This is a genomic window from Sphingobium yanoikuyae, from assembly GCF_034424525.1.
In the GTDB taxonomy this organism is placed as follows: Bacteria; Pseudomonadota; Alphaproteobacteria; order Sphingomonadales; family Sphingomonadaceae; genus Sphingobium; species Sphingobium yanoikuyae.
This window is the reverse complement of record NZ_CP139980.1, coordinates 77,315-93,915: the sequence shown is the minus strand read 5'-3', so window position 1 is coordinate 93,915 and position 16,601 is coordinate 77,315. Positions and strand designations below refer to the sequence as shown.

The window sequence follows — 16,601 nt, the reverse complement described above, 5'->3', positions numbered from 1 at the left end:
CATGGCGGCACGCCACCGCTTCTCCCGCGCCCACAGGCGGATCGCGCGATCATAGTCTTTCGTCGATCCAGTCCCGCGCGGCGGGGTGTACGATTGCATTGGCTTCTCCCAACGCGAGGCGTTCGAAACGATAAACTACATCGACATGGGTGGCGACAGTGTCCCCAGCCAGGCGACCAGCCCGAGAATGACGATCGCAAGACCGCCTTCGACGACGAGGCTCGCGCGCAGCAGCGCCTGCGCCCGTGGCGCGTCCTCTTCCTCGATCGCCTGCGCAAGTGCCGGGGTCAGGCGATAACGGTTGAGCGCGGCCAGGCCCAGCATGCCGGCGAAGAGCAGCAGCTTGGCGATGAGCAGCAGGCCGTAGGTCGACTGCCCGAGAGACGCGATGTTGCCCGGGCCGACCAGGAACCAGCCGTTCACCGTCCCGGTCAGGATCAGCAGGGCGACGATGATCGTGCCGACGAGGGAGAAGCCCCGCAGCGCTTCCTCGGCGAGCATGACCCGGTCCATGTCTTCAGTGGCGAGATCATCGGTTGCGAGCCTGGTAAGAACCAGCGCAAGGAATGCGGCAAGCGCGCCGACCCAGGCGCCCGCGGCGAGCAGATGGATGAGATCGGCCCCCAGTTGCAGCCAGCCCGCCTCGCCTTCGCCGGCCGCGCCATGCCCGCTCCAGGCGAGGGTCGCGAGTGCGACCGCGCCTGCCAGAGTGGAGGCGATGAAGGCAGGACGGGATTGCCGGCGATAGAAGGGGATGGAGAGCAGAAGAACGAGGAGCGCGACGAGGCGCGCCTTCAGCGCCGTTCCCATGGACGTGCCGTTGAACAGCTCTGCGACCATGGAAAGATCAGGCTGGGTGAGCGGCAGCCCGGTCATGGCCGCTGCCTGCAACGCGAACCCCAGCGCCGACAGCAGGAGGGCGAGACAGGCGAGACCGGCCACCATTGCTACCATCGGCAGATGCCGCTGTACCATCCGGCCGCCGCCGGGCGCATAGAGCGCGAACAGCGGCAGGCCGAACAACAGGCCGAGATCGACGTAGAGCGCCCAGCGGACGGCGACGAGTGCCACGTCGTTCATGGCGTCACTTGACGGTAAAGGCGAGATTGCCCTGGATGCGGTGCGTGTCGGTCGAGACGACGTGCCAGGCGACCTGATAGCTGCCCGCCATGAGCGGCTTGGCGAGCGTCAGCACGAGCGTCTTGTCGCCTTCGACGGACGTCTTGAAGCCGGTTACCGCCATGCGGTGGTTGGGCATGCCGGGCATGCCGGTCATCACGATCTCGGCGCCCGACAGCTTCGGCATCAGACCTTCACTGAAGGTGAGCGTGATACGCGAAGGCGCCGAGACGCTGGCGTTCGCGGCGGGCGTCGAGGACACAAGCTTGGGATGCGCGTAGGCCGGAGCAGAAACACTCAGGCCGACGGCGGCGATAACTGCGAGAGGCGAAAAGAAACGCATTGGAACATTCTCCTGTAGATCCCATGAGACAATACGCAGCCCGAGCCCCCACCCCTCGCAATTATTCTTTTCAATCTACAGCAAGGGTTCCTGGACCATCGTGCGTATTGAAGGATGAAGACGGAGAAGCACCATGGATGAACTTGACCACCTGCTCTCGCGGTTGCGCGATGCGCCTCTCGATCCCAGGCTCGGCGGCCTGGAAAGCCGGGTCATGGCGGAAATAGCGCGCATCCGGGCCATACCAAGCCTTGGCGCTATGACGTTCGGCATCGCGGCCGCAACCGCGCTGTTCATCGGAATTGCCGGCTCGGCAGTTCCGACACGGTCTGCTGATGCCAAACCGCTATCGCCCTTCGATGCTCGGCTCGCGCTTGCGCCCTCGACGCTGCTGAGCTCGCAGTGATGCGCGACCGCCGCCGGCTCCTGCTCCTCGTCCTGGTGACCTTCGCCGCGGCGATCGCTGGCGTTGTCATTGGCCGCGTCTATGTGGTTCCAGTGCGCCCGGTCGAAAATGAGCTGCACGAGCTGCTCCATCGCGATCTGAAGCTGAATTCAGCGCAACACAGCCGACTCGAGACAATCGAGAAGAACTACGCGATCCGGCGTCAAGCGCTGGAGGCCGAATTGCGCGCCGACAATGCGCGTCTCGCGGAAGCGATCGAAGCGGAGCATGGCTATGGCCCGCAAGTCGCAACTGCGGTGGATCGCTCGCACCAGGCCATGGGCGCGCTGCAGAAAGAAACACTTGAGCATATCTTCGCGATGCGGGCCGTGCTGCGCCCGGATCAGACGGACAAATTCGACGACGCCGTGGTGAAAGCGCTGACGGCCAAATCCGAATGACCGCGTGCCTCCCCGACTGCTCGGACGGGGAGCTCGCGGCTCTGGCGCTTGGAGGCCGGCAAGCGGCCTATGGCGAGCTGGTCCGCCGGCATCAAGGTTGGGTTCACCGGCTCGTGCGCAGCCATGTCGGATCTATGGATGAGGCATTGGATGTCACCCAGGCGAGCTTCGTCGCGGCCTTTGCCGCACTCAACCGCTATGACGTAACCCGACCCTTCCAGGTCTGGATGTCCCGGATTGTCATCAACAAATGCCATGACTGGCGGCGTCGGCGAGCGGTTCGAAATTTCTTTGCCCTAGCCCTACCGCTCGGCGAGGCGGACGGCGTCGCCGACGACGCACCGCTGCCCGATCAGGCGATCGGGGCCGAACAGCAGCTCGCGCAAGCAATGAAAGCGATTGCTGCCCTGCCGTCTTCCCTCAAGGACACGCTTATTTTGCGTACGATCGACGAGAAATCGGAAGCTGAAACCGCCGAAATTCTCGGGATCAGCCAGAAGGCGGTCGAAACGCGCCTCTATCGAGCTAGGGCACGCCTTTCGGAAATATTAAAGAAAGTTTGAGGGGGATGAGGCCATGCTGCGTATTCCCAATAGGTACGCCCTCTTTCTTAAAGCTGAGACAACCGAATGATTTCTGCTCTCGACCGCCGCCAGTTCCTCCGCGGCGCGGCCCTCGCCGGCGGCGGCGCAGCATTGTCAGCCTGGCTGCCGGCCTGGGCGCAGACGATCTCGCCGGGGATGCGACCGACGCTGCCGACCGTGTCGGGCGAAGACATCACGCTCACCATCGCCCGGCAGTCGATGACCATCGACGGGCGCAAGTTCCGGGCAATCGGCCTCAACGGCACGGTCCCCGCCCCGCTGATCCGGCTGCGCGAGGGCCAGCGCGTGCGGCTCAACGTCATCAATCAGCTGGAGGAGGACAGCTCGATCCACTGGCACGGGCTGATCCTGCCGGCCAATATGGACGGTGTGCCGGGCGTGTCTTTTCCGGGCATCAAGCCGGGCTCGAACTACCTCTACCAGTTCTCCGTCGTGCAAAGCGGCACCTACTGGTACCACAGCCATTCAGGCCTGCAGGAACAGGAAGGCCATTACGGCCCGATCATCATCGATCCCGCCGGTGCCGATCCGGTCGCCTATGACCGCGAGCATGTCATCGTGCTCGCCGATCACAGCGCGCTCTCGCCGCAGGCGATCTTCCGGCGCCTCAAGGTCAACCCCGGCCATTTCAATTTCCAGCGCCAGACCCTGGCCGGGCTCCTGTCGGGCAAGGATCAGCCGCTCAAGGACCGGCTCGACTGGGGCCAGATGCGGATGGACCCGGCCGACATCTCCGATGTGACCGGATCCACCTACACCTATCTCGTCAACGGCCATGGTCCGATGGACAACTGGACCGCGCTCTTCACCCCGGGCGAACGGGTGCGGCTGCGGGTCATCAATGCGTCGGCGATGACCACCTTCAACGTCCGCATCCCCGGCCTGCCGCTGACCATCGTCCAGGCCGACGGGCAGAATGTGGTGCCGGTCACCGTCGACGAGTTCCAGGTTGGTGTTGCCGAGACCTACGACGTCGTTGTCAGCCCAGGCGATGACAAGGCCTACACCCTTGTCGGCGAGGCGATCGACCGCTCGGGCATGGCGCGTGCCACGCTCGCGCCGCGCGCCGGCATGGCCGGCGAGGTTCCCCCCTTACGCAAACGGCCGCTCGCCGACATGAAGGACATGGGCATGGACATGTCCTCGATGCCGGGCATGGAAGGCATGGACATGTCGGGCGGCGCTATGCGGGGCGTCGATCCGACGGCCGAGAAGAACGCGTCCGCGCGCCTCGCGACCGGCGCGGCGGCAGCGATGGCGACCATGGACAATAGCGCCATGGCAGGCATGGATCATTCGGGGATGGATCATTCCGCGATGAGCGGGATGGACCACGGCGCGATGGGCGCCGATGGCCAGATGGCGGGCATGGACCATGGCGGGCACGCGATGGGGTCGATGAAGATGCGAGACTTCTCGAACGCGCCGCAGGTGAAGCGCGACCCGAGCGTCCAGACCATCTCGCCGATGCCCGTCGACCGCACCGGCGAGCCCGGCCAGGGCCTCGCCGACGTCGGCCACAAGGTGCTTGTCTACAGGGACCTGATGGCGCTCGATCGCAATCCGGACGTGCGCGCGCCGAGCCGCAGCATCGACATTCACCTCACCGGCAACATGGAGCGGTTCATGTGGTCGTTCGACGGCGAAAAAATGTCGGACCATCACGAGCCGATCCCCTTCATCGAAGGCGAGCGGGTGCGCGTCAATCTCATCAACGACACGATGATGGGGCATCCGATCCATATTCACGGGCATTTTTTCGAGCTGGTGACGGGGCATGGCGATCATGCGCCACGCAAGCATACGGTAATCGTCCAGCCCGGCGGCAAGGTGACCTGGGACTTCACCGCCGACGCGGTCGGCGACTGGGCCTTCCACTGTCATCTCCTCTACCACATGCATGCCGGGATGATGCGGGTCGTGAGCGTCCGTCCGAAGGGAGACGCGTAATGACCCGCATCCTCACGCCGCTGGTGAGCGCGATCGCCCTTTTCGCTGCCGCGCCCGCCTTTGCCCAGGATCATTCAATGCACGGCATGCCCGGCATGGCGCCGCCGGGCGAGGTGCCGCCGGCGCAGGAGAAGAAGAAGGACAAGGCCGCCGCCAGGCCGCGCGCTCAGACACCAGCGCCAGACGCCACCTCGGCGATGGACCATTCGCAGCACCAGGCCAGTCCTGCGCCGCAGGGAGATGCGGCCGGTCAGCCGCAACCCGCGTCTCCCGCGATGCCGGACATGCCGGGCATGGACCACTCCCAGCATCAGGACGGCGCGATGCCGGACATGCCCGGGATGGACCATTCGCAGCATGGCCAGACCGCCATGCCCGGCATGCAAATGACCGGCACGGCGCTTCCGGCCGGCAATGCGCCCCCGCCGCCTCCCCCCAGCGACCACTTCGCCGATCGTGATTTTCCCGGCGCCGAGATGGCGCGCTCACGCGACATCATGATGAAGGACAGCGGCGGCAACAATTTCGGGCAGGTGCTGCTCAACCTGTTCGAGTATCAAGCGCATAGCGGTCGCGATGGCTATCGCTGGGATGGCGAAGGCTTTTACGGCGGCGATATCAACCGGCTCTGGCTCAAGAGCGAGGGCGAAGGCGAGTTCGGCCGCGGCATCGACAGCGCGGAGGTGCAGGTGCTCTATAGCCGGGCCATCGACCCCTATTTCAATCTTCAGGGCGGTATCCGCCAGGACTTCGGCCGCGGGCCCGACCGCACTTACGCGACGGTCGGCGTCGAGGGCCTGGCTCCCGGCATGTTCGAAGTCGAAGGCGCGCTGTTCCTCTCGACCAAGGGCGATGTTCTGGGCCGGGTCGAGGGCTATTACGACCAGCGCATTACCCAGCGCCTGATCTTGCAGCCGCGCGCCGAGGTCAATTTCGCCGCGCAGGATATTCCGGAGAACGACATCGGTTCGGGGCTGGTCAACATAGAGCTCGGCGCGCGCCTGCGCTATGAGTTCAGCCGCCAGTTCGCACCCTATATCGGCGTCTCTTATCTGCGCAAAGCCGGCGACACGGCGCGGCTGTCGAGGCTTGCCGGCGAGGACGTCCATGCGACCAGCTTCGTCGCCGGCGTTCGCTTCTGGTTTTAGCATCAGGACGGCTGATGGCGGGGGCGAACAGGAGAGCGGGGCGTTACACTCATACCAAGGTCGGCCGGCGCCGAGCGAAGGAGATACGCCATGGACCATTCGTCCCACATGAACACCCGGAAGATGGGCGCCTATTGGAGCCTTGCCGTTCAGACCGTCATCAGCGGCGTCATCATGTATCTGGTGATGTTCGTCATGATCGACGGGCTCGACAGCTTCTACAACAACCTCAACATGCTCTACATGACGCTGATGATGGTCGCGCCGATGGTGGTGCTGATGATCGTCGCCATGCGGCACATGTTCGCGTCGAAAGCCGCCAACATCGCGCTGATCGCCGCGTCGCTGGTCGCCTTCTTCGGCAGCTTTGCGCTCATCCGCACCCAGACCACGATCGGCGACACGGCCTTTCTGCGCTCGATGATCCCGCATCATTCCGGGGCGATCCTGATGTGCCAGGAAGCAAAGCTCAGCGATCCGGAAGTCATCCGGCTTTGCGAAGCGATCAAGCGCTCGCAGCGGCAGGAAATCGACGAGATGAAGGCCATACTCGCGCGGCGGTGAGTGGCACGGTCGGGCTACGCCCGGATCCGTGCGCCCGGCCAGGCCCGTGAGCCGGGACGATGGTCGACACGAGGCGCGGGCCGGACGAGATTGCCAGCGACGTAGCGCGGCTTGCGCCGCTGTTCCTGCGACAGGCTGGCGGCCACGTCCTGACGCTGCTCGATCCTGCCGGGATCGTGCTGAGCTATAATGAAGAAGGCGAGCGTGCCGAATGCTGGCCCCTCGATCGCGTCCTGGGACAGCCCCATGACCTGTTCTACCCGCCCGACGAGATTGCGGCCGGCCGCCCGTGCGCAGACCTGGCGGCCGCCCTTCACGAAGGCACGCTGGAGCGCGAAGCGTGGCGGGTCTGCGAGAACGGCGCGGAATATCTCGCGCGCCTGACGATCAGCGCCCTGTTCGAAGGCGACGCACATCGAGGCTTTGCCTGCATCAGTCGCGATGTCACCGACGAGGCGGCGGTCCGGGCGTCAATCGAGACCCGCGAGCAGCATCTCCAGTCGATCCTGGCGACCGTCCCCGATGCGATGATCATCATCGACGAGACCGGCGCCATCACGTCGTTCAGCGCGGCCGCCCAACGCCTGTTCGGCTATTCGGAAACCGAGCTCGTCGGCCGCAACGTCTCCTGCCTGATGCCCCAGCCCGATCGCGACCGGCACGACGAATATATCGCGCATTATCTCCAGACCGGCGAGCGCCGGATCATCGGCCTCGGCCGCGTCGTGGTCGGCCAGCGCCGCGACGGCTCGACCTTCCCGATGCAGCTGTCGGTTGGCGAGGCCGGTGAAGACGGGCAGCGGTTGTTCACCGGCTTCATCCGGGATCTCACCGCCAAGGAGCAGGATGAGCTCAGGCTCAAGGAACTGCAGGCAGAGCTGGTCCATGTCTCCCGGCTGAGCGCGATGGGCACGATGGCCTCGACCCTCGCGCATGAGCTCAACCAGCCGCTTGCCGCGGTCGCGCTCTATCTCGAGACGATCCGCGACATGCTCGACGAGCGGGACGACGAACCCTTCGTGTCGCTACGGTCGGTGATGGATGATGCGGCACAGGAAACGCTGCGGGCCGGCCATATCGTCCGGCGCCTGCGCGATTTCGTCGCCCGCGGCGAGGTCGACAAGAGCCTCCACGAGCTGCCGCGGGTCATCGCCGAGGCGAGCCAGCTCGCGCTGGTCGACGCCCGCGAGCGCGGCATCCGCAGCTTCTTTGCAGTCGATCCCGCCGCGACGCCGGTCCTCGTCGACAGGGTGCAGATCCAGCAGGTGCTGGTCAACCTGATGCGCAATGCCATCGAGGCGATGGCGGAGTGTCCGGTTCGCGACCTCAAGGTGGCGACCAGGTTGCGCCCTGACGGGCTGATCGAGGTGACCGTGGCGGATACCGGCCCCGGCATCGCCGACGAGGTCCGGGAGCAGCTCTTCACGGCGTTCAAGTCGACAAAGGCCGACGGCATGGGCCTCGGCCTTTCGATCTGCCGGACCATCATCGAAGCGCATGGGGGCCGTATCTGGATGGAGCGCCCCGTCCGCGGCGGCGCGCGCTTTCATTTTACCTTGATCCATGCGCGGGCGGAGGAGGAACATGGGGGATAGACGCGTCATCCATCTGGTCGACGACGAGGAGAGCATCCGCAAGGCGGCGAGCTTTGCGCTCAAGACCGCGGGCTACGACGTCGTGACCTATGCCTCGGGCGTGGAGTTTCTCAAGGAGGCGAAGTCGGCGGCCGTCGGCTGCGTCATCCTCGACGTGCGCATGCCCGAGATGGACGGTCTCGAGGTTCAGGCCGCCATGGCAGCACGCGGGGTCAATATGCCGGTCATCGTCCTGACCGGCCATGGCGACGTGTCGGTTGCGGTGCAGGCCATGAAAGGCGGCGCGGTCGACTTTCTCGAGAAGCCCTTCGAGAAAGCCGCCCTGCTCGGCGCCGTCAGCCGCGCGTTCGCGCGTCTCGACGATGTCGACTTTCGCACTCTGGAAACCTCTGAAGCCGGCGTGCGGGTCGCTGCACTGACGCCCCGGGAGCGTGAAGTGCTGGAAGGGCTGGCGAACGGCCTGCCCAATAAGACGATCGCCTATGACCTGGGCTGTTCATCGCGAACGGTCGAGGTCCATCGCGCGAGCCTGATGGCCAAGCTCGAGGTCCGCAATTTGTCCGAAGCCCTGCGGATCGCCTTTGCCGCGGGCATGGGCCGCAAGCCGAAGTGACTGCGACCTCTACGTAGCGACGGGACGAGGCGCGATATGCGATCGATGGTGCAATCGTCACACGGGTGTCCGCTTCTCGCAATGCCATCGGTCCGTTCCACTCAGCATGATGGCAGATACACCATCCTCGTCTCCGACGACGATCCCGGCGTGCGGCGTGGCCTCCAGCTGCTGCTGAGATCGCGCGGCTATGCCGTGTGGGGATATACGACCGGCCACGCGCTGTTGGCCGACCCCCGCGCGAAGGAGGCAGACTGCGTCATCCTCGACTATCGCATGCCCGACATCGACGGATTCGCGATGCTGCGTCACCTTCGCGAGATCGGATGGTCGGGACGCGCCATCATGATCTCAGGCTTTCACGACACGCTGCTGGCCTGGCGGGCCGCCGAGGCGGGCTTCGATCACGTTCTCGCAAAGCCTTTGATCGGCAGGGCTTTGCTCGATGCGTTGGACCGGCACCGCGCCGAGGTTCTGCGAAAGCATTGAGTTATGGCGGCCGGCCCCCGGCAGCCTCAGCCCGGCGCGATGTGGAAAGCCAATCTGCGCCGTCAAAGCCAGTGGCTACGTTTGAACCGGATGTAGAGCCCAATGCAGACCGCAGCGATGACGCCGAGGATGACGAAATATCCCCATTGCGTCTTCAGTTCGGGCATATTCTCGAAATTCATGCCGTAGATTCCGGCAATCGCGGTAGGCACCGCGAGGATCGCAGCCCGGGCGGCAAGCTAACGGGTGATCGCACCTTGGCGCTGCTGTTCGAGCAGGTGACTCGCCTCGAACACCGAGATCAGGATGTCGCGGATGCCGGTGATGGCGCTCTCAACCCTGAGCATGTGATCGTCGAGCTTCGAAATCTGGTGGCCGTTGTCGGCACCTTCCATGGCAAGCGGATGAAGGCCGTAATTCCCGGCGATGTCGGCAAGTTCTGTTTCGCTGGGCTGGGACATTTTGATCCACACGAAGTCATCCTTGCCGACGTGCTCGCACGCCGGATCGATCAGGGTCGCCGGCCGTAGCCGTTTGCCATTGTGACAAAGAACGGCGGCGGCGACCGGAAGCCGTGTGCCTCGCCTATTGAGACGCGCGCACAAACACTCGTCATTCTTCAAGCCCAATCGCAGGAAGAAGAAGGCGGCGCGCAGCAATTCGAGCGAGAGCTTATAGAAAATGCGGCGGAGCGTTGGGTTTCGCAGAAGGCCGCTCCCGTTCATGACGCGCGTGGCTGGGCGGCGCGCTGCCACATCAAGGGCACGCGACTGCGAAGGTCTGCGCACCCTTGATTGGCGACCGCGAGGGTTTTCCTCTCTTGCGATGGTACCAAGCGATTGCCCGTGTGGCGCCTCTGCAATCGTGTCGGATGACTATACCTAAGTATCGGATAACGGCGCTGACGACAGGGTTGCCGGGCCCCGGTGAGGCGCGTCGCACCGCGCGGAGACGAAAGCTGGAAGACGGAAAAGCTCAACTGTCGAAAGCGACCGAGCGCGCGAGCGCTTCCTGGGACTGCAGAAAGGCGAGCCGCGATTGCAGCGCCGCCTGGACAACGCCGAAAGCGTCACCCCCCAGAGTCACGCGCAGCGGCGGATGGTCGCTGGTTGCGACATCAACGATCGCTTGCGCGATCTTTTGCGGGTCGAGCGTGTAGAGCTCGTTTCCGGCGGTCTCGAACATCTTGCGGATATGGCCGGCGGGCGTATCGCGATACGCGGCGATCTCGCTGGCGAATTGCAGATTGTGGCTGAAGCTGGTGCGCGCCCCGCCCGGCTCGATCAGTGTCACGAACAGGTTGAAGGGTTCAAGCTCCTGGCGGAGGCATTCGCTGAAGCCCTCCAGGCCCCATTTGGCCACATGATAGAGACTGCTCGTCGGAAGCGAGCCCTGACCACTAGCGCTGGAGATCTGGATGATCCGGCCGCTCCCGCGCAGCCGCATGGCGGGGACAAAGGCGCGGATGATGTGGATGGGCGCCATGAGATTGAGCGCGATCTGGCCTTCGACCTCGGCGTCCGACATCTCTTCGGTGGCGCCGATCACGCCGCCGCCGGCGTTGTTGACCAGAATATCGACGGGTCGACGCGCCTGCGCCCGGGCCACGACCGCAGCAATATCGTCCTTGACCGTGACGTCGAGCGCTTCGACGCGCAGCTGGCTCGGATATTTCGCCGCGAGATCATCGAGGCTTTCGGGCTTGCGGGCCGTCGCGGTAAGGTCGTCGCCAGCGGCCAGGATCAGTTCGGCCAGATGGCGGCCGATACCGCTGGACGCGCCCGTGAGAAACCAGTGATTGGACATATGTTACTCCATATATTACCAACTGGTAGGTAACTTGAAACCTGGAATGCGTCAATGCTTGGAGGTGTGATGAAGCAACGAACCCGGCGGAATGCCGCACAGAGCCGCGAGACGCTCCTGGCTGCAGCGACCGAGGAGTTCGCGTCCCATGGGCTGGCGGGCGCGCGGATCGACCGGATTGCGCAGGCGGCGGGTATCAGCAAGCCGATGCTCTACACCTATTTCGGGGACAAGGAGGCGCTCTTCGATGCCGCGCTGACGCAGGAAGTGATGGACGCGGCGCAGGCCGATCGCTTCGATCCCAATGATCTTGAGGGTTATGCGGGGCGCACCTATGACTTGCTGGTCGAACGCCCGCGCCTGTGGAGGCTGCTGACCTGGCATCATTTGGAGCGTGGCCAGGATGTTCTGATGCTCCCGGCCGGCGAGGTCCTTCTCGGGGAGAAGCTGGACGGGATCGCAGCGGCGCAGGCCGAGGGGCGGATCGTCGCCGACTTCACGCCCCTGGATGTCGTCCGGCTTGTCGCCGCCCTCACCCAGCTCTGGTGCATGACCGGAGCTGCACGCGACGCTGCCGAGCACGCGGCGCGCCGGGCGACGATCATGCGGGCGGTGGGGCGACTGCTGCGCGTGTGATCGTGCGAGGCGCGAGCTGCACGCCCGCGCGCCGACCGGGACACAGCAAGCATTTTTCGCAACCTGCCGTACTGCCCAGCGGCAAAATCAGGGCGGCTCATGCACAAGCCGGCCCGTCGGCTCCGCGGATGCGATCGACGTTCGAGGACTGCGCCGCCACTGCCGAACCGGATTGGATCATCGCCAAGTGACCCAGTGGCTGCGCGACGATCTCAGGTCGCCGGACTCGTCGCACGACGTTTCGTCAGGAGTCGTTTCATCTGCCTCAAAAGGCGAACCTGCGGCTCAATCCGGAAGAAGGCGCGACACATCCAGGAAACGAGGATCAATGCGGTCCGCATCGGTATTACTTTCCCTGGCGCGTGCAAGCTCAGCAAAGGACTAATGTTCCCGGAGCATCTCTAGCGCTATACCTAGGTATATCACGCCGACACCAATAACATGTGATCATGCCGCTTCGCATTCTTGCCGGCCAAATGTCCCGATCATCAAATCGAAGCGTGCGAGGCTGTATTACGATATGATATTCTATCTCCTATCTCAGCAGCTTTGCAAATGAGCGCTCGCAAAAATATCTCTTCAGTCATGAGGGTTCGACGTCTGGCGTGCGTATTATAGCTATATCTATATCTAAATTTCACGAGAATAAGGTATTGGAAAAACAGGAAAAATACTGTTGACCTGTATATACAACTGATGTTGTCTGTGGCTGTTCTAAAACGTCAGGGGGATTGCACATGACCATCAGGATGGCCCTGCTCGGCAGCGCCGCCATCGTCGCGGGCTACGCCGCGCCGGCTCTCGCTCAGGCCGATCCGACACCGCAGCCAAAAGCACAAGTCCTGGGGGATGACAGCGACATCGTCGTTACCGGCTCACGAATCCGTCGGCAGGATCTGGCCGGGGTTGGACCGGCCACCGTGGTCACCGCCGAGCAGATCCAAAATACCGGCATCGTCAATATCGAAACCGCCTTGCAGCGTTTGCCGGCCAATGCCGGCTTCGCGGGCAACCAGACATCGGCCTACTGGACCAACAACGGTTATGGCACTGCTCAGGTCAATCTGCGCGGCCTCGGCATCAAGCGCACACTCGTGCTCCTCAACGGCCGACGCCTCGTCGCGGGCGGCACCGGCGCCAATTCCTCACCCGATCTCAACATGATCCCGGTCGTGGCGCTGGCACGCACCGATGTCCTCAAGGATGGCGCGTCCGCTATCTACGGGGCCGATGCCATGGCCGGCGTGGTCAACCTTGTCACGCGCACCGATTATGAAGGCCTGGGTCTCAGCGTCCGACAAGGCATTACCGAGCGCGGCGACGGCTCCGATCTCACCGCGGACCTACTTTGGGGCATTCGCAACGATCGTGGCGGGTTCATGGCAGCAGTCACCTACCAGAAGACCAGCGCCGTCAACATGGCCTCGCGTGCGCCCTGCTCGCTCGCTGAAACGACGCCGGGCTCGCTGAGCTGCGTCAACAGCGCCTCGACGATCGGCGGACGCGCGGTGCTGCCCAACGGCCAACAGATCAACTTCAACCAGGTACCCGGAGGGAACGGGAACTTCTACGAGCCTTACAGTCCCGCCAAGCACAACTTCAACTCGAACCCGTTTCTCAATGCGGTCAGCCCAGTCGAGCGCGTCAGCACGGCCTTCTTCGCGGACTATGCGCTGACCGACGGTATCCAGGCGTTCGGCGAGTTCCTCTATACGTTCCGCAAGTCGAATCAGATCGCGACACCCGGCACGCTGCGCAATCTCTCGATACCAGCCAGCAATCCGACCAATCCGACCGGCCAGAACCTGGTCCTGGCCCAGCGCCGCCTCGCCGAACCCGGCGCGCGCCACTTCTTCCAGGAGACCGATACCTGGCAAGGCACCTTCGGGCTGCGCGGCAAGCTGGCGAACGACTGGGCCTGGGAAGTCGCGGGCAGCTTCGGGCGTAACACGGCCGTCGACGGCTCGACCAACATCGCCAATCTCGAGCGCGTCGCGAACACGCTCGACAGGAGCAAATGCTCCAGCACGGCGGGCGCGGCCATCCCCTGCGGCGACTATCTTGGGTTCGGAGACCTGACACCTCAGGTTCTGGATTATATTCTGTTCACCTCGCGCGATCGCGGAGGCAACGAACTCGGCACGGTCACGGCTGACCTCAACGGCGATCTCTTCTCCCTTCCAGCCGGCGCGGTGTCCTTCGCCACCGGCGTGGTCTATCGGCGCGAAAAAGGCTGGCGCGATCCCGACCCGTTGACGGTGCTCGGCGTGGCGAACGTCAATCAGCAGGATCCTATTTCGGGCTCGAGCACCGCCAAGGAAGCCTATCTCGAGCTATCGGTGCCGGTGCTTGCCAACACAGCTTTCGCCAAGGCGCTCACGCTCGATGGCGCAGTCCGCTACTCAAACTATAATCTCTTCGGGAGCGACTGGAATTACAAGCTCAGTGCCGACTGGGTAGTCAATGACAGCATCCGTCTGCGCGGCACTTATGGGACGGGCTTTCGCATTCCCAACGTGCCGGAGCTTTTCGGCGGCGTCTCGGAAGGCAATCTGACCACGACCGATCCCTGCTCGCGCTACACCTCCAGCGGCAACGTGACCTTGATCGCCAATTGTCAGGCGTCCGGTGTGCCGGCCAACTATACGCAGCTCGGCACCACGATCCTCACCACAGTGGGCGGTAACCAGAGCCTTCGGCCCGAAAGCTCCACGACCTGGACCGTTGGTACGGTGATATCGCCGCGCGGCATCATCCCAGGGTTGTCGCTGACGGCAGACTGGTTCGACATCAAGATCAAGGACGCGATCCGGGCCATTCCCGGCTCGACCAAGCTCGCAGTCTGCTATGCGAGCCAGAACCTGTCGCACCCGTTCTGCAGCGACTTTACGCGCAGCGCGCTGACCGGCGAGGTCACTTACCTCTCCGCCCAGCCCATCAACACCGGCCGCGAGGAGATGAATGGTCTCGATCTGGGTCTGGTGTACAGTGGTGCGGTGGGCGAGGTGAAGATCTCCTTGGATCTCAACATGACCTATCTCAACAAATATGTCGTAAACCCCTTCCCCGGCGGCGCGCCGATCTATTTCGACGGGTTTATCGGGGGCGGCAATGGCGGCTATCCGAAATGGCGTGGTTATGGCGTGCTGACGGCGGAAAAGGACGGCATCAGCGCGACCTGGTCGACACAATGGATCGGCAAGGCGACCGACTTCAACGCATCGGCCGGCGACATCGGCTACCGCACGCCGAACGTCTTCTACCACAATCTTCAGCTTGCCTTCGCGATCGACGAGAAGACACGTTTCCAGATCGGGGCCGATAATCTGTTCGACCGCAAGGCGCCCTATATCCAGAGCTTCACCGATGCCAACACCGACACGATGACCTATGATCTACTCGGACGGCGCTTCTACGCCGGCTTCCGAACCGCGTTCTGAAGGGCAGCACATGGCAATTCGCTGGCCTTTGGTCATCCGCCGGACGCACAAGTGGCTGGCCCTGATCGTCGGCGTCCAGGTTCTGCTCTGGACGCTGACCGGCTTCTATATGGTGGCCGTCCATATCGACATCATCCATGGCGACGATCTGGTCCGCCCACCGGTCGTCGCCCCCATCGACCTTGCGAGCTTCGTCCCGCCGGCGCGGATTGTTCAATCGGCTCCCGACGCGTCCGAGATCCGCCTGCAACGGTTCATGGATCAGCCCGTCTGGCGCGCGCAAACCCCGGGTGGTCCAAGACTCTTCGATGCAGGTTCGGGACAGCCCATCCCCGATTTGAGCGAGGCACAAATCCGCGCCGCCGCTCGGCGCATCTACAGCGGCACCGGGGACATCGTCGCAGCCCGGCTGCTGACGACGGCGCCACTGGAAATGCAGGCGCGCAAGCCTCCCTATTGGCAGGTCGAATTCGATGCCTGGAACCGGCCAACCCTGTATCTCTCTCCGCAGACCGGTGAGCTGATCTCGCGCCGCCATGCGCTGTGGCGCGTGTTCGATTTCGCGTGGATGCTGCACATCATGGACTATGACGATCGCTCCGACGTCAACAATCCGCTGCTGCGCGTGGCGACCTGGAGTGCCCTTGCCATGGCGCTGGCCGGGGCTTGGCTGCTGCTTTGGTCGTTCCCGCGGCGCAGGAAGAAGAAGGCATGAAGAAAATCCGGTTCACCCCGCTCTTTTTTCGGCGCATCCACAAATGGGTCGGCCTGATCCTGGGCGTGCAGTTTCTCCTTTGGGCTCTGAGCGGCTCGATGATGGCCTTGCTCGATCAGGAGAAGGTCGGCGGACACAGTGCGCAGGCCAGCCATCAGCACGCCCTACCTGCCGGTGACTATATTGCGCCGGCAAAGCTCGCTCTTGATGGTCCCGTGCTCGGCATCGCCTTGCGGTCCCTTGCCACACGCCCCGTCTACGAGCTTCGATCCACCACGGGCACGCGGCTAATCGACGCGACGAGCGGCGCCCCGGTTCGGGTCGACGAGCAGGTCGCGCGCGACGTCGCGACGATGGTGAATGAAGCACCGATCCGCAAGGCAACGTTGCTCGCCGAACCGAATGTGGAAGCGCGCGAGCACGAAGGCACCATGTGGCGACTGGATTTCGCGGACGCAGAGAACAGCAGCGCCTACATCTCCGCCGACACCGGCCGATTCCTGGTCATGCGCGGCGACACATGGCGCACCTGGGATTTCTTCTGGATGCTCCACAATATGGACTATGTGAACCGCACCAGCTTCAATCACCCGCTGATCGTCTTCGTTGCGTTCGGTACTTTGTGGCTGTCGGGGACGGGCTTCTACCTGCTGTTTAAGAGCTTCAGTCGCGCCGACGTGCGATGGTTGCGGCGCAGGCGCAAATCGGCCGTCAAGTTGGGCGCGGGCTGAT

The 16,601-nt window shown here is 63.7% G+C and carries 18 protein-coding genes; 13 read left to right on the top strand and 5 right to left on the bottom strand.

The genetic code is table 11. From position 1 onward, the window contains the following. Positions 1–135: 135 nt before the first annotated feature. Together copD and copC are read right to left on the bottom strand one after the other, a co-directional pair. Positions 136–1,080 carry a copper homeostasis membrane protein CopD gene (gene copD / locus U0025_RS24520; RefSeq protein ID WP_020820523.1) on the bottom strand — a complete coding sequence of 315 codons (945 nt, stop codon included), beginning with the start codon at positions 1,078–1,080 and terminating at the stop codon, positions 136–138. A 4-nt stretch (positions 1,081–1,084) separates the two neighbouring features. Then, the gene (gene copC / locus U0025_RS24515) at positions 1,085–1,462 is read right to left on the bottom strand and encodes a copper homeostasis periplasmic binding protein CopC (RefSeq protein ID WP_007683372.1); all 378 of its coding nucleotides are present in this window, start codon (positions 1,460–1,462) and stop codon (positions 1,085–1,087) included. Between the two features lie 133 nt (positions 1,463–1,595). On the opposite strand from copC, the gene U0025_RS24510 reads away from it, so the two are divergent. From U0025_RS24510 to U0025_RS24470, 9 genes are all read left to right on the top strand, one after another. Continuing rightward, positions 1,596–1,868: a hypothetical protein gene (locus tag U0025_RS24510; RefSeq protein ID WP_004212738.1), complete on the top strand. Its 273-nt coding sequence runs from the start codon at positions 1,596–1,598 to the stop codon at positions 1,866–1,868. Further along, positions 1,868–2,308, top strand: coding sequence for a periplasmic heavy metal sensor (locus U0025_RS24505; RefSeq protein ID WP_007683368.1), 441 nt, complete (start codon positions 1,868–1,870; stop codon positions 2,306–2,308). Before U0025_RS24510 ends, U0025_RS24505 begins: the two co-directional genes overlap by 1 nt. Continuing rightward, positions 2,305–2,871 carry an RNA polymerase sigma factor gene (locus U0025_RS24500; protein ID WP_007683367.1) on the top strand — a complete coding sequence of 189 codons (567 nt, stop codon included), beginning with the start codon at positions 2,305–2,307 and terminating at the stop codon, positions 2,869–2,871. The genes U0025_RS24505 and U0025_RS24500 overlap by 4 nt, the downstream gene beginning before the upstream one ends. A 66-nt stretch (positions 2,872–2,937) precedes the next feature. Beyond that, a complete protein-coding gene (locus U0025_RS24495) occupies positions 2,938–4,863 on the top strand; it encodes a copper resistance system multicopper oxidase (protein WP_007683365.1) in 1,926 nt (641 codons plus the stop codon). Further along, the gene (locus U0025_RS24490) at positions 4,863–6,011 is read left to right on the top strand and encodes a copper resistance protein B (protein WP_020820521.1); all 1,149 of its coding nucleotides are present in this window, start codon (positions 4,863–4,865) and stop codon (positions 6,009–6,011) included. The genes U0025_RS24495 and U0025_RS24490 overlap by 1 nt, the downstream gene beginning before the upstream one ends. Before the next feature lie 90 nt (positions 6,012–6,101). Then, entirely contained in the window at positions 6,102–6,575 is a 474-nt protein-coding gene (locus U0025_RS24485) for a DUF305 domain-containing protein (protein WP_004212732.1), read from the top strand. 59 nt (positions 6,576–6,634) lie between these two features. Further along, complete coding sequence (locus U0025_RS24480; protein ID WP_037512054.1) at positions 6,635–8,170, top strand: PAS domain-containing sensor histidine kinase; 1,536 nt, start codon at positions 6,635–6,637, stop codon at positions 8,168–8,170. Beyond that, entirely contained in the window at positions 8,160–8,783 is a 624-nt protein-coding gene (locus U0025_RS24475; RefSeq protein WP_007683357.1) for a response regulator transcription factor, read from the top strand. Before U0025_RS24480 ends, U0025_RS24475 begins: the two co-directional genes overlap by 11 nt. Positions 8,784–8,864: 81 nt before the next feature. Beyond that, complete coding sequence (locus tag U0025_RS24470) at positions 8,865–9,272, top strand: response regulator (protein WP_007683354.1); 408 nt, start codon at positions 8,865–8,867, stop codon at positions 9,270–9,272. Positions 9,273–9,334: 62 nt separating this feature from the next. Here U0025_RS24470 and U0025_RS24465 read toward each other — a convergent pair whose 3' ends face one another. The 3 genes from U0025_RS24465 to U0025_RS24455 all read right to left on the bottom strand — a co-directional run bounded on the left by U0025_RS24465 (position 9,335) and on the right by U0025_RS24455 (position 11,078). Beyond that, positions 9,335–9,454 carry a CorA family divalent cation transporter gene (locus tag U0025_RS24465; RefSeq protein ID WP_016743852.1) on the bottom strand — a complete coding sequence of 40 codons (120 nt, stop codon included), beginning with the start codon at positions 9,452–9,454 and terminating at the stop codon, positions 9,335–9,337. 57 nt (positions 9,455–9,511) lie between these two features. Next, complete coding sequence (locus tag U0025_RS24460; protein WP_016743853.1) at positions 9,512–9,997, bottom strand: hypothetical protein; 486 nt, start codon at positions 9,995–9,997, stop codon at positions 9,512–9,514. Between the two features lie 250 nt (positions 9,998–10,247). Continuing rightward, entirely contained in the window at positions 10,248–11,078 is an 831-nt protein-coding gene (locus U0025_RS24455) for an SDR family oxidoreductase (protein WP_037512051.1), read from the bottom strand. A 69-nt stretch (positions 11,079–11,147) separates the two neighbouring features. Between U0025_RS24455 and U0025_RS24450 the strand changes: the two genes are divergently transcribed. The 4 genes from U0025_RS24450 to U0025_RS24435 all read left to right on the top strand — a co-directional run bounded on the left by U0025_RS24450 (position 11,148) and on the right by U0025_RS24435 (position 16,600). After that, entirely contained in the window at positions 11,148–11,714 is a 567-nt protein-coding gene (locus U0025_RS24450; RefSeq protein WP_015449258.1) for a TetR family transcriptional regulator, read from the top strand. A 737-nt stretch (positions 11,715–12,451) separates the two neighbouring features. Continuing rightward, on the top strand, positions 12,452–15,154 hold the full coding sequence (locus U0025_RS24445) for a TonB-dependent receptor domain-containing protein (RefSeq protein ID WP_004213139.1): 2,703 nt from the start codon (positions 12,452–12,454) through the stop codon (positions 15,152–15,154). 10 nt (positions 15,155–15,164) lie between these two features. Further along, entirely contained in the window at positions 15,165–15,869 is a 705-nt protein-coding gene (locus U0025_RS24440; protein ID WP_004213138.1) for a PepSY domain-containing protein, read from the top strand. After that, entirely contained in the window at positions 15,866–16,600 is a 735-nt protein-coding gene (locus tag U0025_RS24435; protein ID WP_004213137.1) for a PepSY domain-containing protein, read from the top strand. Before U0025_RS24440 ends, U0025_RS24435 begins: the two co-directional genes overlap by 4 nt. Position 16,601: the final 1 nt, after the last annotated feature.

Excerpts from the sequence above, each read along its gene's own strand:
- U0025_RS24500 (WP_007683367.1), top strand. The coding sequence starts at position 2,305 with ATGACCGCGTGCCTCCCCGACTGCTCGGACGGGGAGCTCGCGGCTCTG.
- U0025_RS24505 (WP_007683368.1), top strand. The coding sequence starts at position 1,868 with ATGCGCGACCGCCGCCGGCTCCTGCTCCTCGTCCTGGTGACCTTCGCC.
- U0025_RS24485 (WP_004212732.1), top strand. The coding sequence starts at position 6,102 with ATGGACCATTCGTCCCACATGAACACCCGGAAGATGGGCGCCTATTGG.
- U0025_RS24480 (WP_037512054.1), top strand. The coding sequence starts at position 6,635 with ATGGTCGACACGAGGCGCGGGCCGGACGAGATTGCCAGCGACGTAGCG.
- U0025_RS24445 (WP_004213139.1), top strand. The coding sequence starts at position 12,452 with ATGACCATCAGGATGGCCCTGCTCGGCAGCGCCGCCATCGTCGCGGGC.
- U0025_RS24460 (WP_016743853.1), bottom strand. The coding sequence starts at position 9,997 with ATGAACGGGAGCGGCCTTCTGCGAAACCCAACGCTCCGCCGCATTTTC.
- U0025_RS24450 (WP_015449258.1), top strand. The coding sequence starts at position 11,148 with ATGAAGCAACGAACCCGGCGGAATGCCGCACAGAGCCGCGAGACGCTC.
- U0025_RS24510 (WP_004212738.1), top strand. The coding sequence starts at position 1,596 with ATGGATGAACTTGACCACCTGCTCTCGCGGTTGCGCGATGCGCCTCTC.
- U0025_RS24440 (WP_004213138.1), top strand. The coding sequence starts at position 15,165 with ATGGCAATTCGCTGGCCTTTGGTCATCCGCCGGACGCACAAGTGGCTG.
- U0025_RS24455 (WP_037512051.1), bottom strand. The coding sequence starts at position 11,078 with ATGTCCAATCACTGGTTTCTCACGGGCGCGTCCAGCGGTATCGGCCGC.
- copD (WP_020820523.1), bottom strand. The coding sequence starts at position 1,080 with ATGAACGACGTGGCACTCGTCGCCGTCCGCTGGGCGCTCTACGTCGAT.
- U0025_RS24475 (WP_007683357.1), top strand. The coding sequence starts at position 8,160 with ATGGGGGATAGACGCGTCATCCATCTGGTCGACGACGAGGAGAGCATC.
- U0025_RS24470 (WP_007683354.1), top strand. The coding sequence starts at position 8,865 with ATGCCATCGGTCCGTTCCACTCAGCATGATGGCAGATACACCATCCTC.
- U0025_RS24435 (WP_004213137.1), top strand. The coding sequence starts at position 15,866 with ATGAAGAAAATCCGGTTCACCCCGCTCTTTTTTCGGCGCATCCACAAA.
- U0025_RS24465 (WP_016743852.1), bottom strand. The coding sequence starts at position 9,454 with ATGAATTTCGAGAATATGCCCGAACTGAAGACGCAATGGGGATATTTC.
- copC (WP_007683372.1), bottom strand. The coding sequence starts at position 1,462 with ATGCGTTTCTTTTCGCCTCTCGCAGTTATCGCCGCCGTCGGCCTGAGT.
- U0025_RS24495 (WP_007683365.1), top strand. The coding sequence starts at position 2,938 with ATGATTTCTGCTCTCGACCGCCGCCAGTTCCTCCGCGGCGCGGCCCTC.
- U0025_RS24490 (WP_020820521.1), top strand. The coding sequence starts at position 4,863 with ATGACCCGCATCCTCACGCCGCTGGTGAGCGCGATCGCCCTTTTCGCT.